Source organism: Streptomyces sp. NPDC088246 (assembly GCF_044741025.1).
Classification (GTDB): Bacteria; Actinomycetota; Actinomycetes; order Streptomycetales; family Streptomycetaceae; genus Streptomyces.
Map to the genome: position 1 here is coordinate 1 of NZ_JBIURV010000008.1, position 24971 is coordinate 24971.

Genomic DNA, 24971 nt, shown 5'->3' on the forward strand with positions numbered 1-24971 from the left:
CTGGCTGCATCCCCTCGAAGAACCCGTCCCCCTCGCCCCCAGCACCGCCCGGTTCTACCGCGCCCGGGTACAGGCACAGGCCACCGGGATGACGGTCCAGGACGTCGCTCGCGCCGCTGAGGACGCACAGGAATACCAGCGCGACATCGCCGGGCAGGCACTGGACAGCTACCGAGCCGAGGAATGGCTCCGCACCGCCGAAGTGGAACACCAGGAATGGCGCCGGATCTCAGCACTCATGACAGACAAGGCAATGAAGACGTACACCCCGCAGAACGACCCGCAAGGAATGACACCCCACTCCTGAGAAGCACGCTCCCGTGCCCCTGACCGTCGCGGCTGAGATCGCCTCGCGCGCCAGCGCGGCAGGTCAGATGCGCGGCCGCGTCCAGTGAGACAGACAGGAACCGTAGGTGTGTGTCCTCTGACGCCGAACTTGGACCGTTTGCCGCTGAACTTGGATCGGGTGGCCATGTCGATGCAATGACGAGCGACGTTGGATGTCACTCCGACGGGAGGCACCCCGCCTGCGGTGAAGCTTGTTCTGAGGAGACCAACCTCCGCTACGGCATCGGCCTGTAGTCGACATCGGCTGCCAGCAGAGGGCTGTCAGCCGCAGGACCGCGTGGGTGGTGTGGTCAGCCGAGGAAGGACAGCCGGACTTGGCGTTCGGGGCTTTCCCGGTTGGAGTTCACCAGTACAACGGACTGCGAGGCCCCCAGCTCCAGCTCACCATTGACTACGGGCAGCGTGGCGTGTGGTGGTACCAGTGCCGGGAGCACGTGGTCACTGCCGTGGCCTGGACGACCGTGGCGGGCTCGCCAACGGTCGTCCGCGGGAAGAATTTCGCGGAGGGCTGCCAACAGGTCATCGTCGCTGCCCGCGCCGGTCTCGATGATGGCCAGGCCGGATGTCGCGTGGGGGGTGAAAACGTTCAGCAGTCCGTTTCGCCCATGAGCGACCTCCCGGAGGAACGCGGAGCATGCGTTGGTCAGGTCGTGCATGGTCTCAGTGGCGCCGGTTGCAATGTTGATGGTGCGGGTGGTGAAGGTGCCGGTCATGCTTCACCAGTACCCATCGCGGAGCAAAAGCACTAAGCCTTGATCCACCGATCTGATGGCTGTGGATGACGTTTCGGGAAACAAGGAAGTGCCTTGTGACCTGCGATGATGGGAGTTCTGACGCTTCCAGCACGTACAATCAGCAAGGCACCTCGTAGATGCAAGTTTCCCACACTCCGGCAGCGGTCTCCGCTGTGTTCGATGACCCGAACCTGATCGCGCATGCCGGGCTCGCCCCGGTGATGCGGCTGGCCGAGCGGTGCGGGCTGTCGCGCCTGGTGGCCGGGAAGGTGAAGCTGACCGGGACGACGAACGGTGCGGGGGCTGCGGCGGACGCCAAGGTCACCAGCATAGTGGCCGGCATGGCCGCCGGGGCGGACAGCATCGACGACCTGAACGTCCTGCGCCACGGTGCGATGCCGGCCGTGTTCGCGGGTATCCGCGCCCCGTCCACCCTGGGCACCTTCCTGCGCGCTTTCACCCACGGTCACACCCTCCAACTCCACGCCGTGCACCGCGCACACTCCACTGCTGCCCGGGTCTGGAGAGAAGGCGTTCATCGATGTCGACTCCACCCACAAACGCGTTTACGGCCGGGCCAAGCAGGGTGCCGAGTACGGCCGGTTCAAAGGCATCCGCACCCTGCACCCCCTCCTCGCCACGGTCTGCACCCCGCACGCGCGGCCGGTGATCGCCGGGGTTCGGACGCGACGCGGCAAAGCAGCAGACTCCCGGGGCGCCCCGAAGTCCGTGAGCGAGGCCCTGGCTACCGCCCGCGAGGCCGGCTGCACCGGCATGCGCATCCTGCGGGCCGACTCGCAGTTCTGCAACGCCGGCGTGATCACCGCCTGCCAACGGGCCGGAGCCCACTTCTCGGTCACCACCGGGATGAACCCCTCCATCAAACGGGCTATCCATACCCTCCCCGACCAGGCCTGGCGCAGATCATGTACCCCACCGCGGTGCCCGACCCCGCCACCGGCGAACTCATCTCGGACGCCGAAGTCGCCGAGATACCCGCCTACACCGCCTTCGCCAGCCGCTCCACGTGCCCCTCCCGGCGATGCCGCCGACGCAACCGCGTCCAGCTCAAACCCCGCACCACCCAAGGACTTACCGGTCTTCCAGAACGCGAAACTCCTCGCGATCAACGTCCCTCAAACCGAGCCGCACCCAAGTTACTTGTGCGGCGCGGGCCCCGTTGTGGAGCGGATCACCAGTTCGGGGTCGAAGAAGAGTTCTCCCGTCGGTACTTCGCGGTTGCTGACGAGCGACAGGATGGTGCGGCCGACTTCGAGGGCGAGCCGGTCGGCCGGCTGCCTCACGGTGGTCAGAGGCGGATCGACGAACTCCGTGATCATGGAGCCGTCGTAGCCCACGACGGAGACATCCCCAGGGACCGAGAATCCCTGTCGGCGGATGCCGCGGATCGCGCCGAGGGCCATGTAGTCGCTGGCTGCGACTATGGCGGTGGCACCGAGCTGTAGCAGGGTATGCGCGGCTGCCTGACCGCCTTCGACGGTGTAGGACTGCCTTATCACCCAGCGTTCGGCGTCCTGGCTGCCCCGTTTGGCCATGGCGTCGAGGAAGCCCTGCACACGTCGGTCGGCCGGGAGGTTGCCGGCTGGCCCGGATGCCATGCCGATGGCGCGGTGACCGAGACGGTGGAGATGGTCCACGGCCAGTTCGGCGGCCAACGCGTCGTCGGTGGAGAAGACGGGCGCGGGAACGTTGTCGGCGAACCCCCCGTTGACACCGATGTACGGGATGCGTCGGGAGCGGAGCATCTCGTACGTTTCGGTGTCGGCACCCTCCACGGTGTTGGACGAGGACAGGAACACGACGGCCGCGATGCCCTTGTCGATGATCGAGGCGATGAACTCCCGTTCCTGGACCCCTCCGGGAAACGCCGGGCACAACACGGCCTTGAGTCCGTGTGGTGCCAGTGCCGCCTCGATGCGTTCGGCGACGTCGGCGAAGAAGGGGTTGGAGACGTGCTCGGTGATCACCGTGACCAGTTGGCCCTCCACGGGCCTTTCGTAGCCGAGTTCTGCCATGGCCTCTTCGACTGCGTCCCTGGTCTTCGTCGCCACTCCTTGACGCCGGTTGATGACCCGACTGACGGTGGCTTCGCTCACACCCGCCCGGGCAGCGATCTCAACGATGCCGACCTTCATTCGTCCCCTTTTCGCTGGCAGGGTCATGCGGTTTTCCGGATCAAGGCCAGCCCCATGTTCGGCACTGTCAGGTTGTGCAGGCCGGGGGTGAGCGTGATCCGGGTCTGCTCGATGATACGGCCGGAGGGATCACGGATCTCGGCCTCCACCTGCGCTCCCTCGTCCTGGACCTCCAGCACCAGTCGGTTCTCGGCAGTCGCGTTGATCAGGACCGTCTCGCGATGGACCGCAGGCTGCACTGGTACGGTCCGGTCGCTGAACACGGACACCACGTTCACCCCGTCTGCTCCGGCCTGCACCAGGGTGTAGAGGTCGTCAGGGCGACCGGGCTCGACCATTCCGTCGAGCAGTTGGGGGCGCAGGCGGCGCCACTGGGCCAGCCAGAAGCGGACCGCTTCGGCGTGGTCCTCGGGGAGTGCGTCGAGGCGCACGGAGACCTGCGGAACGGAGTGAAGTGCACCGATGAGCTGCCGTGCGGCGGTCGCCGCGGGGGCCGTGGTGTCCCACAGCAAGGGGTCGGAGTGGACGACACCGCCAACGGCGAGCAGCGCGGTGTCGATCGTGCGGACGCGGTTGGCCGTGGAGTCGGCCGGGCAGTCGAAGGATCTGAGCATGTTGCCGAACGCGGCCATGCCCGGACCGACGTAGGGTTGACGCAGTTCCAATAGCAGATCGGACCGCTCGGCGAGCAACGCGGAACGCAGTTCGGTGAGCAGGAGTGTGAGTGCCTGTCCGACATCGCCCCTGCCGTCGCCTGCGTAGGCCATGGCTTCGTCGAGGAAGTCGACCTTGAGTCCGTCGAGACCGTAGTCGCGCACCAGACGCACGCACAGGCGGACGACGTGGGATCGGACTTCGGGGCTGCGGGGGTCGAGGACGTGAGCACCGGGCACCTTGGCGAGGGCCGGGGCGTAGGAAGCCCACTGCTCGTAGCAGTCGGTCCGGGGGCCCAGGAGCAGAGGCGCGACCCAGGCCATGTAGCGCAGTCCGAGTTGGCGTACGCGGGCGACGTGAGTGGCGAAGTCGGGGAATTTGTCGGGGTCGGGGAGCCAGTCCCCCACACCGGCGTATCCGCGGCCGCTGCCGAAGCGCTGCCAGCCGTCGTCCAGGATGAGCGTGCCGAAGCCCATGTCCGCGGCGAGTGCGGCCTGCTGCTCGACGGCTGTCGCATCGACCTGCTGGTTGAAGGCGTACCAGGTGCAGTACAGAGGCAGTCGGGCCGCTTCGGGAACCGGCATGGCAGCCGGGGTCTGCTTTTCGTACCAGCCGCGCAGCGGGCGCATGGCCCAGGCAACTGACCGGCTGCGTGGTACGAAGAGGATGCGGTGCGGTGCGGTGGAAGGCGGCAGTTCGAGGTGGACGACGTGGGTGTCGTTCTCCTCGGACACTCCGAAGCGCAGGGCGACCTCGGGGACGGGGTCGGCTGCGGCGAAAGCGAGCAGTGTGGCACCCGAGTAGTCGTAGAGGCAGCCGGCGGCGAGGCCGTCGACGAGGCTGACCCTGGACCTGCCTTCCCAGTCGGCGACCAGGGTCCGGCTCCAGCCTGCCTTCGGGTGCCAGTAGCCGGCCGTATCGCCGAGCGGGGCGGAGAGTCGGATCTCCACCGGTGAGCCGGGGGCTTCGACATGCAGCATTCTCAGGCCGCCGGGCACTTCGGACAGTGTCCAGGCGGGGTCGGCGCCCGGGGCCAGGACGGCGATCTCCACGGTGTCGAGCAGTGGCTCGAAGGTGGCGGGCGCCAGTTCCGCAGTGGTGACGGCCTCGGTGGACAGGGTGCTCACGATCACTCCTTGACAGCACCGGCGAGCAGGCCGGAGACGAAGTGGCGTTGAAGGGCGAGGAAGACGATGATCACGGGAATGGCGGCGACGGCCGTTCCGGTGAGGATGGCCCCGTAGTCGGTGTCATCGACGCCCTGCAGCGAGGCGAGTGCGACGGGAATGGTGAGGGAAGCATCGTCGCGCAGCACGATCAGGGGCCAGATGAAGTCGTTCCACTGGTAGAGGAACAGGAAGATGCCCAGTGCTGCCAGGGCGGGCCTCATTGGCGGCAGGACGACCCGCAGGAACAGACGCAGTTCGCCGCAGCCGTCCATGCGGCCGGAGTCGAGCAGCTCGTCGGGGAGCGCAGCCATCGACTGGCGCATGAGGAAGATGCCGAACGGAAGCGCCAGATTGGGCATGATCACGGCCTGATACGTGTTGAGCCACTGCAGCTCGGCCATCATCTTGAACAGGGGAACCAGTGTGACCTGGGTCGGGATGACCAGCCCCAGCATCAGCATGCCGAAGAGCGCATCACGGCCCTTGAAGCGGTACTTGGTGAAGGCGTAGCCGGCCAGTGTGCAGACGGCTCCTGCACAGACTGTGTAAATGACCGCGATGAGCAGGGAGTTGAGCACGACCTGCCCGAAGGATGCGGTCTCCTGCAGGCTGGAGAGGTTCTTGCCGAGGTTCCCGCCGGGAAGCAGTGGCGGTGTGGAGTCGAAGATCTCGTCTGTGCTGTGGGTGCTGGCGATGACGAGCCAGTAGAAGGGAAGGAGTACGGCGGCGAGCGCGATGGCCAGCCCCGAGGTCAGCAGGATGCCGCGGCCTGGGCGGTGCAGGCCGGTGCGTGGTGGGCGTGCGGCGCCACGTGCGGGGGTCGTCATGATTTGTCTCCCAGGACCCGGAACTGGATCAGGCCGAGGACTCCGATCAGCACCGCAAGGACGTAGGCGATGGCCGACGCGTAGCCGAAGTCGAAGTACGTGAAGGCGTTCTGGTACAGGTACACGCCGATGGTCAGCGTCGCGTTGTCGGGGCCGCCGCGGGTGAGGATGTACGGCTCGTCGAAGATCTGCAGGGTGCCGATGGTGGAGAGCACCGTGGCGAGGAGGATCGCCGGACGCAGTCCCGGAAGCGTCACGTGACGGAAGGACTGCCAGGCTCCGGCCCCGTCGACCGAGGCGGCGTCGTACAGCTCCTTGGGAATGGTCTGCAGACGGGCCAGCAGAATCACCGCGTTGTAACCGGTGTAGTGCCAGGTCAGTGCCAGACCGAGGGAGATCTTTGCCCACAGCGGATCAGTCAGCCACGGCACTTCGCCGATTCCGACGAGCGAGAGCAACCAGTTGACCAGCCCATACTTCTCGTTGAGCAGGACGGAGAAGATGACACCGTACGCCACGAGGCCGGTGACCATCGGCATGAAGAATCCGAGCCGAAACACCGAACGCGCCCGCACGGAAGCCGAGTTGAACGCGACGGCCAGGCCAGTGGCAAGCGCCAGCATGATCGGCACCTGGACCACCAGGATGACTGCCGTGTTCTTCAGCGCCGTCCAGAACAGCGGGTCGTCCAGCAGCCGCTTGTAGTTGTCCGCTCCGACGAAGGTGTCGACGCCGTCGACCGTCTTGTGGAGGCTGAGAATGAACGACCAGCCGATCGGGTAGAGCTTGAAGGCGGCGAACAGCAGCACGGCGGGCAGGACGAAGGCGTACGGCGCGAGACGGCGGGCGCTCAAGCGCGGTGGTCGGGAGTCGCGCACACCCGCCGGTCGCACCGTACGGGTCGGGGAAGTGACAACGCTCATCGGGCGACCTTGCGCCCGGTCTGGGAAGCGAGCTGGTCCGCCGCCGCATGCAGCACTTTGGCCGGGTCGGCGCCCTTGAGCAGCACCTTCGTCTGGGCGTCGGTGACCACCTTGAGCGCTCGGGCGTAGTCGGAGGTGTAGTTGAACGCCGGCGAGGGCGCCTTGAGGGCACCGAAGAAAATCTCACCCTTCTTCCGACCGCCGAAGAACTTCGACGGCTCGTGGAAGACCGGATCGTCGTACGCCTTCAACAGGGCCGGGGCGATCCCCTTGCCCCGGTAGATCTTGACCTGCGACTCGGGCCGCGTCAGCACGAACTCCACGAAGTTCCAGGCCGCGGCCTGGTGCTTGCTGGTACCGGCAACGGCCAAGTGCGTGGAGTTCACGGTGGCGGCGGTGGGCCCACCGCGGCGTACGGACGGGGGCAGACGCACACCCCACTTGCCCGCCTGGTCGGGGACCGTCTCCTCGATGATTCCGCCGAACCAGGTCGGCCACGGCAGGACCGCCGCCGTTCCCTTCTTGATCGAGCTGATCAGCGCGTTCCAGCCGCCGGAGATGTCGCTGACGAGCCCGGCGTCGTTCATCTTCTTGATGAGCGACATGGCCCGCACGGCCTCGGCGGAATCGAGGGTGATGTCGCCGTCGGTGTTGAAATAGAAGCCGCCCTGGAGCTGGAGCAGCAGCTGGAAGAAGTTCGCCGAGTCCGGCTGCGAGGCGGGCTTGTCGATCCCCAGAAGGTACTTGCCCGTCTTCTTCTTGATCTTCTTGCCGGCCTCGATCGCGTCGTCCCAGGTGTCGAGCGCTTCGACATTGACACCGGCCTCCTCGAAGACATCGGCGCGGTAGTAGAATCCGGCCGAGTTCGCCTCCCACGGAAGCGCGTTCACGCGCTCGCCGTTGGGCGAGACCGTCTCCCACAGACCCTTCGCGAAGGCGTCCTGGTACTTGTGGGCTCCCAGCTTGCCGAGATCGGCGAGCTGGCCCGGGAAGCGGTCCACGTACCCGGGCAGGTAGTCGACGCCTATGTGCAGTACGTCCGCGAGGCCCGCCCCTCCGGCTGCCATGCCCGTGGTGATCTTGTCCCAGATCGCCGGGTTCCCGATGTCCTGCACGGTCACCTTGACGTCCGGGTACTTCTTGTTGAACGCCGGAACCAGTGCCCGCATTTCCGCCGCCGGGCCCTGCCAGCTCCACACCGTGATTGAGCCCTTGGTGGCGTCACCAGCACTGCCTCCCGGAGCGCCTGTGCTGCCGGTGCCGGAGCAGGCGGTCAGGCCGCCGAGGCCCGCTCCTGCGGCAAGCACGCCGCCCGCTCCAAGAACTCTGCGACGACTCATGTCCATGAGATGACCACCCCTACATGCGGCTCGGACATCGACCGAACGCCAGGTCGACTGGAGGGAAGTTAGCAACCAGCCAATCCAACTTGCAATGGTTGATTGAAAACTTTCTGATCGATTCCGCATCGCAAGTCTGCAGGACTATTGCAACCCGTCGCGTGCCGCTGCTAGCTTTCGGCCACTCATTCGAGCCCCGCACTGGAGTACGCCATGAGGCATCGCCGTCCTGCCCGCCTGGCAGTCGTAGCAACACTCGCCACACTCGCCCCGCTCACACCGCTGACCCTGGGCAGTCCGGCCATCGCAGCCACCTCAGCGCTGACCCTCAGCAATCTCGGATTCGAGGACGGCACCACGGGCTGGACGTTCACTTCCGGCACCGGGGTCGCCACCAACGCACCGCACGGTGGCTCAAAGCTCGCGTACCTGGATGCCGGAAGCGGTAACAAGGTGGCGCAGACCACCACGGCGTCCGGTGACGGTACATACGACTTCTCCGCCTGGATCGCCACCGGGGGCACGGGGGGAAGGTTCGTCGCCCGGGTGAACGGCGCGCAGGCCGGTGCGGTGGATCTGCCCAGCCGGTCCGGCTACGCCCGGTACACGATCAGCCGGGTGTCTCTGAAGAACGGCGACAACCTGGAGCTCGCCTTCGAATCCGGCAGCAATTGGATCAACGCCGACGACGTCATGGTCTCCCCCGCGGCCCCGGCCGACCCGGAGATTTCGTCTTCCGATCCGAAGATCGTCGAGATGTTCAACTGGTCGAAGCGCAAGGCCAACAGCTGGGTCCAGATGCCCGGCGCGACCGGTCCGCTGAATGTCGACGAGAACCACCTGTCCGGCACTGGAACCGGGACCTACGGCCCGTCCTACTGGGCCGGGTATGCGCATCGCAGCGCCTACTACTCACGCGATATGGCCCACCAGCTCGCCGGTGCCTCCATCCTCGGACTGAACGACGCGAACAAGGCCATGCTGCGTGCCTTCGCCGGCTCCGCGACGCCCGAGCACAGGTACTACCCCGTGTGGGCCATCAACTTCGACAACAAGACATACCTCTCGATCGACTACCGGAGCCCAAGCTCCTTCGTTCGAGAGGTCCCGGCCACGTTCGAGCTGGTGGAGAAAGCCAAGCACGCCTACCGCTGGAGTGGCGACAGCGCCTACGTCAACGACGGCACGCTCTGGGACTTCTACAAGCACGCGACCAAGGAATTCGTCGAACTCCACGACGCCAACAAGCCGAACGGCGTCGCCGAAGGCACCGGCAACGGCATCTTCGCGGGCGCCGCCAGCTACAACGAGGTCGGAGAGGAGCACCTGGCCGAGTCCGGGGACTCCATCGGATCCCAGTACCAGGCCTACCGGGCGATGTCCGACCTGGCCGCCGCCAAGGGCGACAGCACCCTGTCCAAGGAGTTCCGGCAGAAGGCCGACAGCCTCAAGGCGTACTTCAACGACACCTGGAGCGGCTCCGGCTCAGGGGCCGACATGGTCCGCGGCTACACCACCGACGGCAAGGCGCTCACCGGCTGGGGCAAGGAGAACAGCTGGTTCATGCCCATGAAGCAGATCATGAATCCGGGAGCGCGCGCCGACGCCTACCTGGACTACGTCGATGAGCAGGCGAGCGGCAGCGGCAAGCCGTCCAACGTCGAGGCGATCAGCTACCTGCCGGACACCTTCTTCGCCTACGAGCACAACGACACGGCCTGGAAGTGGATGCAGTACGTCTACGACAAGCGGAACGACCAGCACCCGGCGTCCAGCCAAGGCCCCAACGGCGACTATCCTGAAGTCTCTTACACCCTGCTGAGCCAGACCGTCGAGGGCCTCATGGGCGTGCAGCCCAACGCCCCGGGGCGCGCCCTGAGCACCCAGTCCCGCATGCCCGCCGGAATGGGCTGGCTGCAGATCAAGGACATCAAGATCGGCGGCAACACCTTCACCCTGCGTCATGACGGTGCCACCAAGTCGACCCTGACCAACGCCTCGGGTTCGGCCCGCTACAAGTGGGAGGCCCGCTTTCCCGGCAGCCACTCGACGATCAAGGTCAACGGCGTCCCTCAAGCAGTCAAGACGAAGACCGTCAACGGAAAGACCTGCACCTACGCAAAGGTGTCCGTCGCCCCTGGACAGAAGGTCACTGTGCACGTCTCGTAACGAAGGAGTGTCATGAATTAGTACTCCAGCCGGACTTCTTCATTGGCGTTGGTCAACGGCTTGGGTGTGGGGAGTGTAGCGGGCTGGGACGGGGGTGAGGCGGCCTTTGCCGAGCCGTCCCACGAAGGTGTGACCGCGCCGTGTGTAGTGGCAACGTTCCGGGCAGCCCGCTCGCATGAGTGATGCACCAACGGGCCTGTGGGAAGAGAGACTTGCTGAGCTGGCCACCAGCTGTCTGTCCCAGGGGTTCCGCAGATCATCGATGCGCACTACCCCGACCTCCCCGACGGCCGCGGCGTTCACCAGCCGAGACTGCAGCCGCGCTCGGAAGCGGAGATCGCGTTCGTGGGCATCGGCCCGGGAGCCGGCCGCTGGCTCAAGGAGGCCGGACCTGCCGGCGCGGTCCGTATCCGCGCCAAGATGGCCCGTGCCGTCGAGCTCGCCACGGTCATGGGCTCCGACAGCGTTGATCAGGCCCTGAGGCTGGCCGCGACCGCCGGACGCTTCGCCGACGACGACCTGCTCTCCATCCTGGAGCATCTCGCGGCGAACAGACCCGTCGGCGAGTTCGCGCGCGCGGACGAGGCGCACTCCGTCCAGAGCGGCACGATCGGATGGAAGGACCTGGGCCAGTAGGCCGCAGTCCCAGGGCAGTTGAAGACCAGCCGATCGGGGTCAGTCACCGAGGAACCACAGATACAGGTGCAACCCGCGCTCGACGACCTGGCACAACTCGCGGGCCTGCACGACCCAGTCACCACCACAGGCGGCGGGAAGCCGGTCGAGTTCCGCCGGCAGCAGCGGCAGCTTCCGCTGGTTGAACACCGCGTCCCCATACGGAGTCGGGGCCCGCAGCATCGGGAAGTCCGCCGGGTCCAGGTCCGCGAAGGCAGCGGCCACTCCCCGGCCTTGGCGCGAGCCACGATGTCCCCGCTCTCACCACGCACCGCCATATTGATCACTCGCCGAGCCTATCGGCGCCCACCCCGACCAGCGAAGAACGACCTCCCGGACCACGCGCCGCGCAGCCACCGCACCGCCGCGCAGGGCCGGGCCGTGTTCGCCGACTGGCAGGAAGCCCGCGCCACGCCATGGCGCGCACCATGACGGCCCCGACCACCGCACTACCGCTCGCGCCGGCGCATGACGTGGCGAAAGCCGACGCCGACGGCCCGCAGCGGGCGCCGCAGGGGCCGCGGACGACCCATGCGCCCGCGCAAGGAATGCCGCCGCCCACGAATAACCTGACGAGCCGTCACCACGTGCGGCCCGGCCGGGCCCCACGTGGTGAAGCGTTGTTACACAACGATCATTGAGTGCCTCCGAGCGCCCCCGGAATACTTCAAGTCCTCGGGGCCGCACGAGTATTCGAGAGCGCCCCATGCGGGCCGGGCCCTCGCCCGCCCGATTCACTCCTGAGCAGGGGCAATCTTGCGTAAACGATCAAAACAGGCCTATGCCGTCGTGGCCGCGGCCGCCGTCGTCCTGACGGCGGGCATGACCGGCCCGGCATCGGCGAGGACCAGCAGCGGCCCGGACCCGGCATTCCCGGTCGTCGCCAAGGACACGGGGACGGTCGGCAAGGCCGTGCGCACCGTCACCCTGATCACCGGTGACCGGGTCCTCGTGGACTCCCGTGGCCGGGTCGGCGGTATCCAGCGGGCGAAGGGCAGACAGGACATTCCCTTCTTCACCCGGACCTACGACGGCCGTACCTATGTGGTGCCGCGTGATGCCCGGCGGCTGATCGCCGACGGCACGCTGGACCAGCGGCTGTTCGACATCACCGGACTCACCGAACCGGAGAGCCTCAAGGCCAACCGGGCCGGCCTCAAGGTGATCGTCGGCTACCGGGGGTCGGCGGCCGGGTCCGCCCGCGCCGAGGTGCGTTCCTCCGACGGCACCACCGTCCGCCGGACCCTGTCGGCCCTCGACGCCGACGCCGTCACCAGCACCACCGACAGCGCGGGTTCCCTGTGGGACGCGCTGACCCGTCGGCGGGACGACGGTTCGGCGGCCACGACCTCCGGCATCGCGCGAATCTGGCTGGACGGCGTACGGAAGGCGTCGCTCGACCGCAGCACCGGCCAGATCGGCGCTCCGGCGGCCTGGGCCCGCTCCTACGACGGCACCGGTGTGAAGATCGCCGTCGTGGACACCGGAATCGACGCCACCCACCCGGACCTGACGGGCCGGGTGGTGGCGGAACGGAACTTCAGCGGCTCCCCGGACGCCCGGGACCGGGTCGGACACGGCACGCACGTGGCCTCCATCGCCGCCGGTGCGGGGGCCAAGGACGCCCGGTTCAAGGGCGTGGCGCCCGGGGCCCGGCTGATCAACGCCAAGGTGCTGGACGATCAGGGCAACGGTGACGACTCCAGCGTCCTGGCGGGGGTCGACTGGGCCGTCGCCCAGGGGGCCGACATCATCAATATGAGTCTGGGCGGCCCCGACACCCCGGGGATCGACCCTCTGGAGGCCCAGGTCGACAAGCTCTCCGCCGAGAAGGGCGTCCTGTTCGCGGTGGCCGCGGGCAACAGCGGGCCGGGCCGGGGCACGGTCGCGTCCCCCGGCAGCGCCGACGCGGCGCTGACGGTCGGTGCCGTCGACGACGACGACCTGATCGCCGACTTCTCCGGCGTCGGGCCCCGCACCGGGGACGGCGCCGTCAAGCCCGACATCACCGCGCCGGGCGTGGACATCACGGCGGCAGCGGCGAGCGGCACGCCGGACCAGAACCCTCCCGGATACGTCAGCAAGAGCGGCACGTCGATGGCGACCCCGCACGTCGCGGGCGCTGCGGCGATCCTCAAGCAGAAGAACCCCGCCTGGACGGGCGCACAGATCAAGGCGGCCCTGACGGGCTCGGCCAAGGGCGGCTCCCACTCGGTCTTCCAGCAGGGGGCGGGCCGGCTCGCTGTCGACAAGGCGATCGACCAGACGGTCGTCTCCGAACCGGCCTCGGTCGGCCTGGGTACCCAGCAGTGGCCCCACACCGACGACACACCCGTCGCCAAGCAGGTGAGGTACCGCAACAGCGGCACCACCGACGTGACGCTGGACCTGTCGCTGGAGGCGCCCACCGGCGGGGACGAGAAGCCCGCCGCGGCCGGGTTCTTCACCCTCGGGGCACAGCGGATCACGGTCCCGGCGGGCGGTACCGCCGCCGTGGACCTGACGGCCGACACCCGGCTCGGCGGTACGGTCGACGGCTCGTACTCGGTCACGGTCGTCGCGTCCGGAGGCGGCCGGAGCGTGCGCACCGCGGCATCGGTGGAGCGTGAGGCCGAGTCGTACGACGTCACCTTCAACACCGTCGGACGGGACGGTGCGGCCAGTACCAACTGGCAGGCCGACCTGAAGGGCTACGGCGGGTCCGCCACGGGCCTTCGGTTCTTCCCGGACCTGTCGTCGGGCTCCGCCACGGTCCGACTGCCGCGAGGTACCTACAGTCTCGCCGCCGACATGCTGGTCGACCCCACTGCCCCGGGCAAGGGCGTCGACCTGATCAACAACCCGCGGTTCTCGGTGACCGGTCCCACCACGGTCACCCTCGACGCCCGGACCACCCGGCCCGTCGACTTCAAGGTGCCGGACGCGGCCGCACGCTACACGCGCGCCGGAATGATGTACACCGTGAGCACACCCGAGACCCTCATCATCGAGGGGGGCGAGTTCGGCAGCTTCGACCATCTGCGCACCGCGTACCAGGGACCCGAGATGGACGACGGCGCCCTCGTCCAGCAGTGGTCCGCGCACTGGCAGCGGGGCAGCAACGAGTACAACGTCCTCACCGGCGGCCCGGTCAAGGAACTGGCCACCGGTTACAGCAAGACCTACAAGCCCGGGGACATGGCCCTGGTGAAGGCGAAGGTCGGATCGTCCGTACCGGGCCTCGACGGCGCCCTCGCGGCGCACGGCGTACTGGACTACGGAGGCGGCGTCGAGGCCCCCTACACCGTGCAGCCGGCGCCGGGAACGCGCAACGTGTATCTGTCCACGGCCGACGGGGCTGCCTGGAACATCGTCGCGGGAGTGCTGGGCGGGGCGGATCCCTCGGGCCAGCGGAACTTCGATGCCCTCTACGGCCTCGACGAGCCGCGGCGGTACAAGGCGGGGGAGACGTACACCGAGACCTACAACGTCGGTGCACCGGGGCCGCGGATGAACGAGAACGAGGGGATCGTGCGCCACGGCGACACCATCTTCGGTTCGCTGCCGCTGGTCAGTGACGGGGCGGGCCATTTCGGGATCGCCCGGTACTCGGGCGCGAGCACCACCGTCCACCGCAACGGTGAGCTGTTCGTGAAGAAGGACGTCGCCATCGACCAGGAGCCCTTCGCGCTGCCGTCGGAACCCGCCACGTACACGGTGTCGACCACGATCCACCGGGACCCGGAGTTCAACCGTACCGGGACCCGGATCGACGCCTCGTGGACCTTCGACTCGGCCCGCACCGAGAGCCCGACCATGCTCCCGGTCTCCACGGTCCGCTTCCTGCCGCGGCTCGCGCTGGACTCCACCGTTCCGGCAGGCGGCAAGCAGACCGTCCCCGTCAAGGTGCAAGGCGCGGCGGCCGGCGCCAACCTGAAGACCCTGCGGGTCCTGGTGTCGTACGACGACACGACGTGGCTGCCCGTCCCGGTCACGGCGGACAGGGTCACGGTGAAGGCCCCGGCGAAGGGCAAGGCGATCTCGCTGAAGGCCGTCGTCACCGACAAGGACGACAACGAGTCGACGGTCACCATCCACAACGCCTTCTTCGGCAGGTGAGGCGAGACCGGGCCGACAACCAGGGGCGCCGCGCAACCGGATGAGCGACCGACGGGCGGAGCACGGCCCCGGGTGAGCCGGGACGAGCGGCCCGCCGGAACCGATGTTCCGGCGGGCCGCTCCTTCCCGTGCCGCCGCCACCCGGGGTCGGTGCGGGAACGACGCCGACTCGTCCGCACGATACGGAGGCCGGCTCCTCTACCGGTGCCGGGCCAGGCGCCCGCCCGCCGCCACGGCTCAGCGTGTCGGCACCCGGACCGGTCGAACGGGGCAGTCGGCCGGGGCGAGGCGCCCGTCCTGCCCGCCCAGGGTCACGGACACAGCCCCCTGCGCATGCGCCGCGAACGCGGCCGTGCAGACGATCTGGCCGCGGGCGGCGGCGGTCAGCCCTTTCACCCGCAGACGCAGCATGACCTCGACGGTGCGGTCACCCATGACGATCCGGTTCGCGGCGGACGCCGCACGAGACAGAGAAGCGGCATTGTGGAACCCGGCCCGCCGTTCGGCCTTTTCCGGTCCGGCGAGCAGGGCGGTGACGGCCGCAAGTGGCGAGGGGGACTCGCTCATCCCCGCGCCCGGCGGGGACGAACCGCCGAGGCCGTCCCGTCCGGGCGACTCGTCCGGACGGGGCGACGCGTCATCCGACCCGGCGGAGCCCGCGGTTCCGTTCTGCCACGGTGCTTCGACGGTTCGTGGCACGGGCAGCAGTTCGTCGTCGGGGGAGAGGAAGAACAACAGCATCCGTTCCTCGCGCGGGGGAAGCAGATCGGCGACAACCGGCCTGCCGGCCTCGATCACAGCCGTCTCCTGGATGCCGCAGCCCACGAGCGGGCCCCCGGCGAGCATCAGCAGCGCGGCGAGTCGGACCGTCCGACGCCCACGGAACGGCGACTTCTTCACGCGATGGTCTCCGTCCGGTCGCGGCTCTCCGCCGGCCCCGTGCCACCGTGCGCGCGTGACGGACCGTCCGGCGCGCCGCTCCCGGACGTGGGCCCGTCGAAGGGCAGCTCCACGGTGAACAGGGCGCCGCCGCCGGCCGCGTTCCGTGCGTGGATCGTGCCGCCGTGCAGTTGCACGTTCTCCTTGGTGATCGCGAGCCCGAGGCCGCTGCCCGACGAGCGGGAACGCGCGGCGTCCGCCTTGTAGAAGCGGTCGAAGATGTGCGGCAGAGCGTGCGGTGGGATCCCGGGGCCGCTGTCGTGCACCTCGGTGATCAGCGCGTCCCCGCGTGCCGACAGCCGCACGGTGACCGGTTCGGCACCATGGCGCAGGGCGTTGCCGACCAGGTTGGCCACGATGACGTCGAAGCGGCGCGTGTCGAGGCGGATACGCAGGCCGTCGGGGAGCTCGGCGCGGACCCGGCCGAGCCACTGCCTGCCGGACAGGGTGTTACGCACGGCCTCCGCCGCGTCCACCTCATCGGTGTTGAGTTCCGCCGCGCGGGCGTCGAAACGGGAGATCTCCATCAGATCCTCCACCAGCACGGCGAGTTTGCCGGTCTCGGCGCTGATCAGGCGCACCGCCCGGGCGGTGTTCGGGGCGAGCGTCCCGGCCTCCTCGTCCACCACGTCCGTGACGGCGAGCATGCCGGCGAGCGGGGTGCGCAACTCGTGCGAGACGTCCGAGGCGAAGCGCCGGGCCCGTGCTCCGGCTTCCCGCAACTCCTCCACGGAGCGTTCGAGGCGGGCCGCCGACTCGTTGAACGTCCTGGCCAGGTCGGCCATCTCGTCCCGGCCGCGTACGGTGATACGTGTGTCGAGCTGCCCGCCGCCCATGGAGCGTGCGGCACGCCGCAGTTCACGGACGGGGCGCAGCACGCTGCGCGCCGCGAGCAGTGCGGGCACCAGGGCCACGGCCAGCCCCGGCAGGGCGCCGTCGCGGGCAGCGGTCACCAGGGAGTCGATGTCCACGTCCTCGTTCGTCATGGGCATCACGGCGAAGAGAACCAGGCCGCTCGGCACCGCGGCGCCACCGGCGACGACCCGGGTCATCACCGGCATCCCGATGGTCAGATACGCGTTCCCGTCCTTGACGACCCGCTCGAAGCTGCCGTGTGCCGAGGTGAGCGTGGTGCGGCGCAGTTCCGGGGTGAGAACACCGGAGACGGGCCGGTCACCCGAGGAGACGCGCAACGAACCGTACTCGGCGAAGACGATCCACGGATGTGGTTTGGCGCGCGCCGCGATGTCGTAGAGGTCCCACCGCAGCGCATCCGGATCCAGGGGCAGGCGGGGGACGAACTGCTCGACCTCCTCGCGGAAGGAGGTGACGGCCGTGTCCTGCGCACGCACGAGAACCGCGTTGCGCGCCTGCCGATAGGTCAACGCGGCGGTCGTGACGGCGCTGACAGCGGCCACCAGCAGGAACGCGATCACCAGCCGGGTGCGCAGCCCGAACGCGGCGGCCGCGCCGGGCATCCTCACAGCGGACCGAAGCGGTAGCCGTAGCCCCGCAGGGTCTGAATGTAGCGAGGATCGCGGGACGGATCCTCGATCTTGGCGCGCAGTCGGCGCACACAGGCGTCCACCAGGCGGATGTCGCTGTGGAAACTGTGATCCCAGACCTCCTTCAGGAGCCGCTGCCGGCTGAAGACCTGTTCCGGTACCGCGGACAGGTGCAGCAACAGCTTCAGTTCGGAGGGCGCGAGGGCGACCGGGTCGCCCGACCTGAGGACGGTGTGACCGGCGCGGTCGATGTCGAGTTCACCGTGGTGCTCGACGGCGGGCCTTGCGTCGATCGGGCTCTCGGCGCGGCGCAGCACGGCATGTATGCGGGCCTCGATGACCTCGGTGCGGGCGGGCTTGACGATGTAGTCGTCCGCGCCCGCCTCCAGGCCGACGACGATGTCGACGTCGTCGCCGCGCGCGGTCAGCATGATGATCGGTAACTGGCTGGTCTCGCGTACCCGGGAGCACACCTGGACGCCGCTCATCGCGGGGAGCATCAGGTCGAGCAGCAGGATGTCGGGGTGAAAGGCACCCAGCGCCTCAAGGCCCGCCTCGCCGGTCACGGCGGCGTGGACCTCGTGCCCGCGCTGGCACAGCCCGATCTCGACGCCCTCGCGCACGGAGGGGTCGTCTTCGACGAGGAGGACGCGTGGCATGGCGGTGTCTCCGGGATCGTGGGGAGTGGTGGGTCGTCAGGGCTTCGGCGACCGCGGGAGGGGGAGGAACCGGCGAGCGGATGACCGCGTGCGCGACGGCCCGCGTGCTGCGGGTCGTCCGACATCCCGAGTCACTGGTCCGGGCGCGGACCTGTCCGGTGCGGCAGCGCGTCCGGCCCGGTCGGCCGCGGGAGCCGTGCCGGCCGTGCGAACGCGGCGGCGACCGCCACCGACGCGTCGGTGGTGCCGTCGAACGGCTCTCCCGGCTCTGCCCCGTCCGGCGCGCGGGAGACCAGGAGCATGAGATCGCGACGGGGCATGTCGTACTCCAGGAGGTGGGGCAGCGGTGGTTCCCCATACTCGCAGGCGTGCGCGAGGCGATGACGGGCGGTCAGTTGTCCCGGGTGTGACCGGTTTCGTTACGGGCCGGGGTGAACGGGATGCGTGGATCGCGCCCCTCGCGCCGTCGACGGGCACAATCCGATCAAGCCCGCTTCACCACCGCCCACCCCACATCTGGTCTGACAGCATCACGGGAAGGTCTGAGCAGCGGTGACAGCAGAGGCGTGGGGGAGTCGACTGACGACGTACGGGGGCGTTCGGCGCGTACCACGCTCGTCCTGGCCAGTGACGACGGCGGAACCGACGCCCGCGTCCACCCAGAGCAGGGCGAAGTTCTCGGCCAAGGTCCCGCGCTCGTCCTGCTGCTCTGCCATCGCGGCCAGGTTCGCGCGGTGCCCAGGGCCTTCCGCAGCAGCGCCGGCATTGCGGGCGTCTCCCACCTGGCCAGGCCCGGGGTCTTGACCAGACCGCCCCCGTCGCGGCCCACCGGGCTCGGCATGCCGGTGACGGTGCGGTGGATGCGGCGAGGTGTCGGGCCCGTCGGGCCGAGGGTCGAGGCGAACGCCTCGTGGACGGTGCGGCACGAGGACTTCGCCGATTCCTCGGGCAGTGCGACGGATGCGGTGGACACGACCCGGCCGAGGATGTCGACGGTCCTGGCCTCCGCTGTCCGGGGCGTCACGTGGATGCCAGCGGCGTGGGACAGTCCGGGCACGACACCGTACGGGTGCGGGGGCTGGGCGGATCTCCGCCCAGCCCCCGGTGCGTCGACGGGCAGGCCCCCGCCCGGCAGGAGCTCCGTGCGGGCCCGCCGAGCGGGGCGTTCCGTCGCGCCGGAGACCCGCCAGGATTCAGTGCGACCAGAAAACTCTCCGTCTCACCTCGTCTCACACATCTCTCACAGACGAGAGCGCACGGGAGCACGCGACAGCCTCTGACCTGGACGATCGCCGTCGCCACGGACCAGGGCGGACCCAGCGGACATTGCATAGGCTGGGGAGCATGGCCTACGAGATTCCGGTGACGCAAGCCCGAGCTGAGCTCGCCGAACTGATCAACCGCGTTGTCTACGGCGGCGAGCGAGTGGTCGTGACGCGGCACGGCAAGCCGCTCGTGGCGCTCGTTTCGGCTGCTGACCTGGAGCGACTCGAAAACGACGAGGCGGCTGCCGAGGAGCAGGTGATCAGCTCGGTCTCCTCGATCGGCTCCTCCGTGTCCGCTCCCGGCGAACGGCGGCGCTTCGGCATCGCGGCGGAACACAGGGGGCACCGTGAGCCGGGCAGCTGAGCGCCCCACTGACGTCCCGTAACGCTGAAATGCCGTGCACCCCTGCCCGTGGCGGCGGGGGTGCACGGCATGCTCGAACGGGGTCAGCTCGCCAGGGCCGGCTCCGGGGTACTGGCAGCGGGCGCGGCCGGAGGCTGAGCCCGGCGCCGGCCGCCGACGAGTACCGCCGTCAGCCCGAGCGCCGCCCGACGTGTACCGCGACATCGGCCTGCTCGGCTCCGATGTGTCCGCCGATCATGTGGCCCGCACGCTGATCGCCACTGCCCAGGGATTCATCGCCCAGCTGGCGATGTTCGGTGACGCCGAACCCGAAGTGCTGGAGAACGGCCTGTGCGGCCTGATGTCCATGGATCTGCAAAAGATCAGTTAACGCGCCGGAAAAACTTCGGCTCTAACGTGCAATACCTCGCCGCGAGAGACCGGTTCGTTGTTCAACAGTCTGTTGACGGCGGCTAGTGTCTCGCTGCGCCCAGGGCCGGTACTGGGCACCGGACTGTGAGGTGGAAGCATGCAACTGACCCCGCATGAGCAGGAGCGCCTGCTCATCCATGTTGCTGCCGACGTGGCTCAGAAGCGTCGGGCGCGCGGACTGCGGCTCAACCACCCCGAGGCGGTCGCGCTGATCACCACCCATCTGCTGGAGGGTGCCCGCGACGGTCGGACGGTCTCCGAACTGATGGCATCGGGCCGCACGGTGCTCTCCCGCGAGGACGTCATGGACGGGGTGCCCGAGATGATCCATGACGTCCAGGTCGAGGCCACCTTCCCGGACGGCACCAAGCTCGTGACCGTGCACGAGCCGATCGTCTGACGGGAGGTGTCACCGATGATTCCCGGAGAGATCCTGTACGGAGACGGGCCCGTACCGCTCAACGAGGGCCGGTCCGTCACCCGCCTCACCGTTCTCAACGCCGCCGACCGGCCCGTCCAGGTCGGTTCGCACTATCACTTCGCCGAGGCCAACCCGGGCCTGGACTTCGACCGTCCGGCCGCCCGCGGGCTGAGGCTGAACATCGCCGCCGGGACCGCCGTGCGCTTCGAACCCGGCGTACCCGTCGACATCGAGCTCGTCCCCCTGGCCGGACGGCGCATCGTCCCCGGCCTGCGCGGAGAAACCGGAGGTGCCCTCGATGGCTGAACTCGACCGCGCGGTCTACGCCGACCTGTTCGGCCCCACGACCGGCGACCGCATCCGGCTCGCCGACACCGATCTGCTCGTCGAGATCGAGGAGGACCGCTCGGGCGGCCCCGGACTCGCGGGGGACGAGGCGGTTTTCGGCGGAGGCAAGGTGATCCGCGAGTCGATGGGCCAGGCGCGCACCACCCGCGCCGAAGGCGCCCCGGACACCGTCATCACCGGCGCCGTGATCATCGACCACTGGGGCATCGTCAAGGCGGACATCGGCATCCGCGACGGCCGGATCACCGGGATCGGCAAAGCCGGCAACCCGGACACCATGGACGGCGTCCACCCCGATCTGGTCATCGGCCCCGAGACCGAAATCGTCGCGGGCAACGGCAAGTTCCTCACCGCGGGCGCCATCGACGCCCATGTCCACTTCATCTCCCCGACCATCGTCGACCAAGCGCTCTCCGCCGGTGTCACCACGCTCGTCGGAGGGGGCACCGGACCGGCCGAGGGCACGAAGGCGACCACGGTCACTCCGGGCGCCTGGCACCTCGCCCGGATGTTCGAGGCTCTGGAGGCCTACCCCGTCAACATCGGACTGCTCGGCAAGGGCAACACGATGTCGGGCGACGCCATGCGCGCCCAACTGCGCGGCGGTGCCCTCGGATTCAAGATCCACGAGGACTGGGGTGCCACTCCCGCCGTCATCGACGCCTGTCTGAACGTGTGCGAGGAGAGCGGTGCGCAGCTCGCCATCCACACGGACACCCTCAACGAAGCCGGCTTCGTCGCCGATACGCTCGCGGCCATCGCCGGACGCTCCATCCACGCTTACCACACCGAAGGCGCCGGCGGCGGGCACGCCCCGGACATCATCACCGTGGTCTCGGAGCCGTATGTCCTGCCCAGTTCCACCAATCCGACCCGGCCGCACACCGTCAACACCATCGAGGAACACCTCGACATGCTGATGGTCTGCCACCACCTCAACCCCGCCGTGCCGGAGGACCTGGCCTTCGCCGAATCCCGGATCCGTCCCTCCACCATCGCGGCCGAGGACATCCTCCACGACCTGGGGGCGATCTCGATCATCTCCTCCGACGCCCAGGCGATGGGCCGCGTCGGCGAGGTCGTCCTGCGCACCTGGCAGACCGCCCATGTGATGAAGAAGCGCCGCGGCGTCCTTCCCGGCGACGGCCTGGCCGACAACCACCGGGTTCGTCGTTATGTCGCCAAATACACCATCAACCCCGCGGTCGCCCAGGGCCTCGACCGGGAGATCGGTTCGGTCGAGACCGGCAAGCTCGCCGATCTGGTGCTGTGGGACCCGGCGTTCTTCGGCGTGAAGCCGCAGACCGTCATCAAGGGCGGGCAGATCGCGTACGCGCAGATGGGCGACGCCAACGCGTCCATCCCTACGCCGCAGCCGGTGATGCCGCGGCCGATGTTCGGCGCAATCGGCCGGGCGCCCGCCGCCAACTCGTTCAACTTCGTGGCGAGCGCGGCCATCGAGGACGGGCTGCCCGAACGCCTCGGTCTCGGCAAGCGGTTCGTTCCGATCGCCAGCACGCGCGGCGTCACCAAGGCCGACATGCGGGAGAACGACACACTGCCGCAGGTCCACGTCGACCCCGACAGCTTCGCCGTGACGATCGACGGCGAACCCGTCGAACCGGCACCCGCCGCCGAACTGCCCATGGCCCAGCGCTACTTCCTCTTCTGATGCGGACCATGTGATGAGTCGCGCAGCTCTGCTCGTTCTCGCCGACGGCCGGTTCCCCGCAGGTGGCCACGCCCACTCCGGTGGCGCCGAACCGGCCGTGAAGGAAGGACGTATCCGTAACGCCGAGGACCTCGCCGAGTTCTGCCGGGGCCGCCTCCACACCACCGGACTCACGGCCGCCGCACTCGCCGCGGCGGCCGCCCGCGGCCATGACCCGCTCGCGCTCGACGAGGCCGCCGATGCCCGCACCCCGTCACCCGCGCTGCGGACCGTCGCGCGCAAACTCGGCCGGCAGCTGATGCGGGCGGCCCGCGCCACCTGGCCCAGCCCCGAACTCGCCGCGCTCGCCCGGGCCCGGCCGCGCGGCGCCCACCAGCCCGTCGTGCTCGGCCTCACCGCACGCGCGGCGGGACTCGGGCCCGAGGACGCTGCGCACTGTGTCGCCTACGAGACCGTCAGTGGACCGGCCACCGCTGTCGTCCGGCTGCTCTCCCTCGACCCCTTCGAGGCCACCGCCGTCCTCGCCCGCCTCGCACCCGAACTCGACCGGATCGCCGAACAGGCCGCCGCCGCGGCGCACGGAACCATCGATGCGCTGCCCGCCGCCTCCGCCCCTCTCCTCGACATCACCGCCGAGGCGCACGCGGCCTGGCCTGTCCGCCTGTTCGCCTCGTAAACCTGCAAGAACCAGGAGCCGAACACCATGCACCTCGACCACGCCCATGACGGCCCGGCCGCCATCAGCGCCGATACAGCCCGCCCCGACGGCACCCGCCGCGCTCTGCGCATCGGACTCGGCGGGCCGGTCGGCTCCGGCAAGACCGCGACCGTCGCCGCCCTCTGCCGGGCCCTGCGCGACCAGCTCTCCATCGCCGTGGTCACCAACGACATCTACACCCGCGAGGACGCCGCCTTCCTGCTGCGCCATGCCGTCCTGCCGCCCGAGCGCATCCAGGCCGTGGAGACCGGCGCCTGCCCGCACACCGCGATCCGGGACGACATCTCCGCCAACCTCGAAGCCGTCGAGGACCTGGAGGACACCGTCGGGCCACTCGACCTGATCCTGGTCGAATCAGGCGGCGACAACCTCACCGCCACCTTCTCCAAGGGGCTGGTCGACGCCCAGATCTTTGTCATCGATGTGGCGGGCGGCGACGACATCCCGCGCAAGGGCGGCCCCGGCGTCACCACTTCCGACCTGCTCGTCATCAACAAGACCGACCTCGCCCCGTACGTCGGCTCCGATCTCGACCGGATGGCTCAGGACGCCGCACAGCAGCGCGGGCCGCTCCCCGTGGCCTTCACCTCACTCACCTCGGAGGAAGGTGTGGGGCCGGTCGCGGACTGGGTGCGGGGGCAGATCGCCGCCTGGACCGCATGAGCGTCCAGGCCACCGCCCGGATCGCCGCGGTCCTCGACAGCCGGGGCGTCACCACGCTCCCCGTGCTGGAGAGCGACGGGCCGCTCGCCCTGCGCCGGACCCGGGCCGCGAACGGCCCGCACGCCCGTGTCACCGTCGTCGGCGCCATGAGCGCGCCGCTCGGCGGCGACCGGCTCGCCATCGAGGCGCAGATCGAGGAAGACGCCCGGCTCACCGTCGACTCGGCCGCGGCCACCGTCGCCCTGCCCGGACCGGGAGCGGCCGCCGAACCCGCCACGTACGACATCAGGTTGAACGTGGGGGAGCGGGCCGGGCTCCACTGGCTTCCGGAGCAACTCGTCTCGGCGCACGGCAGCGTCCTGCACATGACCACACGGGTCGAACTCGCCCCCACCGCAAGGCTGGTGCTGCGCGAGGAGCAGATTCTCGGACGCCACGGCGAGAGCACCGGCACCCTCACCAGCCGCCTCACAGTGCACCGCGCCGGCCGTCCGCTGATCGACCAGCAGGTGGCGTACGGGCCGGGAGCACCCGGCGGCTGGGACGGCGCGGCCGTCCTGGGCGGCCACCGGGCCGTCGGCCAACTCCTCGTCGTGGACCCGTCGTTCGACGTGAAATGTCCCGAAGCACGCCTGCTGGGGCCGACCGCCGTCCTCACACCACTCGTCGGTCCGGCTGTGCTGGTGACAGCCGTCGCCCCCGATGCACGCCTGCTGCGCAGGGTCCTGGGCGACGCACTGAGCGACGTACTCGACACCCCGGCGGGGTGAATACCGCTCAGCGGGACGCGGATGTCCGGTTATCGATTCGGTAAAGAAGTAAGTGTGTGACCTGTTCTCAGGAACCTCACAGACGACAGGATCCGCAGGAGGTCCTGAATGAACTGCGCCGCCACCGGCGGCGCTTCAGAGAT

23 protein-coding genes and 2 pseudogenes are annotated in these 24971 nt (G+C 69.0%); 13 read left to right on the forward strand and 12 right to left on the reverse strand.

Annotation, left to right across the window (positions count from 1 at the left end):
- Positions 1 to 307: hypothetical protein (locus tag ACIPEK_RS13470; protein ID WP_401994733.1), on the forward strand; the 307-nt coding region annotated here is incomplete at its 5' end.
- Positions 308 to 638: 331 nt separating this feature from the next.
- On the opposite strand, the gene ACIPEK_RS13475 is transcribed toward ACIPEK_RS13470, so the two are convergent.
- Complete coding sequence (locus tag ACIPEK_RS13475) at positions 639 to 1061, reverse strand: YjbQ family protein (protein WP_037701150.1); 423 nt, start codon at positions 1059 to 1061, stop codon at positions 639 to 641.
- A gap of 411 nt (positions 1062 to 1472) precedes the next feature.
- On the opposite strand from ACIPEK_RS13475, the pseudogene ACIPEK_RS13480 reads away from it, so the two are divergent.
- Positions 1473 to 1997, forward strand: a pseudogene (locus ACIPEK_RS13480) (transposase); the annotation flags it as partial.
- A 242-nt stretch (positions 1998 to 2239) separates the two neighbouring features.
- On the opposite strand, the gene ACIPEK_RS13485 reads toward ACIPEK_RS13480, so the two are convergent.
- Genes ACIPEK_RS13485 through ACIPEK_RS13505 form a run of 5 tightly spaced genes read right to left on the reverse strand, consistent with a single transcriptional unit; the run spans position 2240 to position 8118 of the window.
- The gene (locus ACIPEK_RS13485) at positions 2240 to 3238 is read right to left on the reverse strand and encodes a LacI family DNA-binding transcriptional regulator (protein ID WP_401994737.1); all 999 of its coding nucleotides are present in this window, start codon (positions 3236 to 3238) and stop codon (positions 2240 to 2242) included.
- A gap of 23 nt (positions 3239 to 3261) precedes the next feature.
- A complete protein-coding gene (locus ACIPEK_RS13490; RefSeq protein WP_401994740.1) occupies positions 3262 to 5019 on the reverse strand; it encodes an alpha-galactosidase in 1758 nt (585 codons plus the stop codon).
- Positions 5020 to 5021: 2 nt separating this feature from the next.
- Complete coding sequence (locus ACIPEK_RS13495; protein WP_401994743.1) at positions 5022 to 5888, reverse strand: carbohydrate ABC transporter permease; 867 nt, start codon at positions 5886 to 5888, stop codon at positions 5022 to 5024.
- Complete coding sequence (locus tag ACIPEK_RS13500; RefSeq protein WP_401994746.1) at positions 5885 to 6811, reverse strand: carbohydrate ABC transporter permease; 927 nt, start codon at positions 6809 to 6811, stop codon at positions 5885 to 5887. Before ACIPEK_RS13500 ends, ACIPEK_RS13495 begins: the two co-directional genes overlap by 4 nt.
- Positions 6808 to 8118: an ABC transporter substrate-binding protein gene (locus ACIPEK_RS13505; RefSeq protein WP_401994749.1), complete on the reverse strand. Its 1311-nt coding sequence runs from the start codon at positions 8116 to 8118 to the stop codon at positions 6808 to 6810. Before ACIPEK_RS13505 ends, ACIPEK_RS13500 begins: the two co-directional genes overlap by 4 nt.
- 246 nt (positions 8119 to 8364) lie before the next feature.
- On the opposite strand from ACIPEK_RS13505, the gene ACIPEK_RS13510 reads away from it, so the two are divergent.
- Entirely contained in the window at positions 8365 to 10320 is a 1956-nt protein-coding gene (locus ACIPEK_RS13510) for a hypothetical protein (protein ID WP_401994752.1), read from the forward strand.
- A gap of 345 nt (positions 10321 to 10665) precedes the next feature.
- On the forward strand, positions 10666 to 10956 hold the full coding sequence (locus ACIPEK_RS13515; protein WP_401994755.1) for a hypothetical protein: 291 nt from the start codon (positions 10666 to 10668) through the stop codon (positions 10954 to 10956).
- Between the two features lie 39 nt (positions 10957 to 10995).
- Here the strand turns inward: ACIPEK_RS13515 and ACIPEK_RS13520 are convergent, their stop codons facing one another.
- Positions 10996 to 11220, reverse strand: coding sequence for a hypothetical protein (locus tag ACIPEK_RS13520; protein ID WP_401994758.1), 225 nt, complete (start codon positions 11218 to 11220; stop codon positions 10996 to 10998).
- A 531-nt stretch (positions 11221 to 11751) separates the two neighbouring features.
- On the opposite strand from ACIPEK_RS13520, the gene ACIPEK_RS13525 reads away from it, so the two are divergent.
- Positions 11752 to 15093, forward strand: coding sequence for a S8 family peptidase (locus ACIPEK_RS13525; protein ID WP_401994760.1), 3342 nt, complete (start codon positions 11752 to 11754; stop codon positions 15091 to 15093).
- Positions 15094 to 15330: 237 nt separating this feature from the next.
- Here the strand turns inward: ACIPEK_RS13525 and ACIPEK_RS13530 are convergent, their stop codons facing one another.
- From ACIPEK_RS13530 to ACIPEK_RS13550, 5 genes are all read right to left on the reverse strand, one after another.
- Positions 15331 to 15993: a hypothetical protein gene (locus ACIPEK_RS13530; RefSeq protein WP_401994763.1), complete on the reverse strand. Its 663-nt coding sequence runs from the start codon at positions 15991 to 15993 to the stop codon at positions 15331 to 15333.
- A complete protein-coding gene (locus tag ACIPEK_RS13535; RefSeq protein WP_401994766.1) occupies positions 15990 to 17510 on the reverse strand; it encodes a sensor histidine kinase in 1521 nt (506 codons plus the stop codon). Before ACIPEK_RS13535 ends, ACIPEK_RS13530 begins: the two co-directional genes overlap by 4 nt.
- A 2-nt stretch (positions 17511 to 17512) precedes the next feature.
- Complete coding sequence (locus tag ACIPEK_RS13540; RefSeq protein ID WP_401994769.1) at positions 17513 to 18196, reverse strand: response regulator; 684 nt, start codon at positions 18194 to 18196, stop codon at positions 17513 to 17515.
- A gap of 131 nt (positions 18197 to 18327) precedes the next feature.
- Positions 18328 to 18516: a hypothetical protein gene (locus ACIPEK_RS13545; protein WP_401994772.1), complete on the reverse strand. Its 189-nt coding sequence runs from the start codon at positions 18514 to 18516 to the stop codon at positions 18328 to 18330.
- 210 nt (positions 18517 to 18726) lie between these two features.
- Positions 18727 to 18912: a hypothetical protein gene (locus ACIPEK_RS13550; RefSeq protein ID WP_401994775.1), complete on the reverse strand. Its 186-nt coding sequence runs from the start codon at positions 18910 to 18912 to the stop codon at positions 18727 to 18729.
- A 628-nt stretch (positions 18913 to 19540) separates the two neighbouring features.
- On the opposite strand from ACIPEK_RS13550, the gene ACIPEK_RS13555 reads away from it, so the two are divergent.
- From ACIPEK_RS13555 to ACIPEK_RS13590, 8 genes and pseudogenes are all read left to right on the forward strand, one after another.
- Complete coding sequence (locus ACIPEK_RS13555) at positions 19541 to 19825, forward strand: type II toxin-antitoxin system Phd/YefM family antitoxin (RefSeq protein ID WP_093893440.1); 285 nt, start codon at positions 19541 to 19543, stop codon at positions 19823 to 19825.
- Positions 19826 to 20012: 187 nt separating this feature from the next.
- Positions 20013 to 20195 (forward strand): annotated as a pseudogene (locus ACIPEK_RS13560) (TetR/AcrR family transcriptional regulator); the annotation flags it as partial.
- A 138-nt stretch (positions 20196 to 20333) separates the two neighbouring features.
- Entirely contained in the window at positions 20334 to 20636 is a 303-nt protein-coding gene (locus tag ACIPEK_RS13565) for an urease subunit gamma (protein WP_383068549.1), read from the forward strand.
- 15 nt (positions 20637 to 20651) lie between these two features.
- Positions 20652 to 20963, forward strand: a complete 312-nt coding sequence (locus tag ACIPEK_RS13570) for an urease subunit beta (protein WP_401994779.1) — start codon at positions 20652 to 20654, stop codon at positions 20961 to 20963.
- Complete coding sequence (locus tag ACIPEK_RS13575) at positions 20956 to 22677, forward strand: urease subunit alpha (RefSeq protein ID WP_401994782.1); 1722 nt, start codon at positions 20956 to 20958, stop codon at positions 22675 to 22677. Before ACIPEK_RS13570 ends, ACIPEK_RS13575 begins: the two co-directional genes overlap by 8 nt.
- 13 nt (positions 22678 to 22690) lie before the next feature.
- A complete protein-coding gene (locus tag ACIPEK_RS13580) occupies positions 22691 to 23353 on the forward strand; it encodes an urease accessory protein UreF (RefSeq protein WP_401994785.1) in 663 nt (220 codons plus the stop codon).
- Between the two features lie 27 nt (positions 23354 to 23380).
- Positions 23381 to 24058 carry an urease accessory protein UreG gene (gene ureG, locus ACIPEK_RS13585; protein ID WP_401994788.1) on the forward strand — a complete coding sequence of 226 codons (678 nt, stop codon included), beginning with the start codon at positions 23381 to 23383 and terminating at the stop codon, positions 24056 to 24058.
- Positions 24055 to 24828, forward strand: a complete 774-nt coding sequence (locus tag ACIPEK_RS13590; protein ID WP_401994790.1) for an urease accessory protein UreD — start codon at positions 24055 to 24057, stop codon at positions 24826 to 24828. The genes ureG and ACIPEK_RS13590 overlap by 4 nt, the downstream gene beginning before the upstream one ends.
- Positions 24829 to 24971 lie beyond the last annotated feature (143 nt).

Coding starts and splice junctions, on each gene's coding strand:
- ACIPEK_RS13475 (WP_037701150.1), bottom strand. CDS start 1,061: ATGACCGGCACCTTCACCACCCGCACCATCAACATTGCAACCGGCGCC.
- ACIPEK_RS13485 (WP_401994737.1), bottom strand. CDS start 3,238: ATGAAGGTCGGCATCGTTGAGATCGCTGCCCGGGCGGGTGTGAGCGAA.
- ACIPEK_RS13495 (WP_401994743.1), bottom strand. CDS start 5,888: ATGACGACCCCCGCACGTGGCGCCGCACGCCCACCACGCACCGGCCTG.
- ACIPEK_RS13500 (WP_401994746.1), bottom strand. CDS start 6,811: ATGAGCGTTGTCACTTCCCCGACCCGTACGGTGCGACCGGCGGGTGTG.
- ACIPEK_RS13510 (WP_401994752.1), top strand. CDS start 8,365: ATGAGGCATCGCCGTCCTGCCCGCCTGGCAGTCGTAGCAACACTCGCC.
- ACIPEK_RS13535 (WP_401994766.1), bottom strand. CDS start 17,510: ATGCCCGGCGCGGCCGCCGCGTTCGGGCTGCGCACCCGGCTGGTGATC.
- ACIPEK_RS13540 (WP_401994769.1), bottom strand. CDS start 18,196: ATGCCACGCGTCCTCCTCGTCGAAGACGACCCCTCCGTGCGCGAGGGC.
- ACIPEK_RS13545 (WP_401994772.1), bottom strand. CDS start 18,516: ATGCCCCGTCGCGATCTCATGCTCCTGGTCTCCCGCGCGCCGGACGGG.
- ACIPEK_RS13550 (WP_401994775.1), bottom strand. CDS start 18,912: ATGGCAGAGCAGCAGGACGAGCGCGGGACCTTGGCCGAGAACTTCGCC.
- ACIPEK_RS13555 (WP_093893440.1), top strand. CDS start 19,541: ATGGCCTACGAGATTCCGGTGACGCAAGCCCGAGCTGAGCTCGCCGAA.
- ACIPEK_RS13565 (WP_383068549.1), top strand. CDS start 20,334: ATGCAACTGACCCCGCATGAGCAGGAGCGCCTGCTCATCCATGTTGCT.
- ACIPEK_RS13570 (WP_401994779.1), top strand. CDS start 20,652: ATGATTCCCGGAGAGATCCTGTACGGAGACGGGCCCGTACCGCTCAAC.
- ACIPEK_RS13575 (WP_401994782.1), top strand. CDS start 20,956: ATGGCTGAACTCGACCGCGCGGTCTACGCCGACCTGTTCGGCCCCACG.
- ACIPEK_RS13580 (WP_401994785.1), top strand. CDS start 22,691: ATGAGTCGCGCAGCTCTGCTCGTTCTCGCCGACGGCCGGTTCCCCGCA.
- ureG (WP_401994788.1), top strand. CDS start 23,381: ATGCACCTCGACCACGCCCATGACGGCCCGGCCGCCATCAGCGCCGAT.
- ACIPEK_RS13590 (WP_401994790.1), top strand. CDS start 24,055: ATGAGCGTCCAGGCCACCGCCCGGATCGCCGCGGTCCTCGACAGCCGG.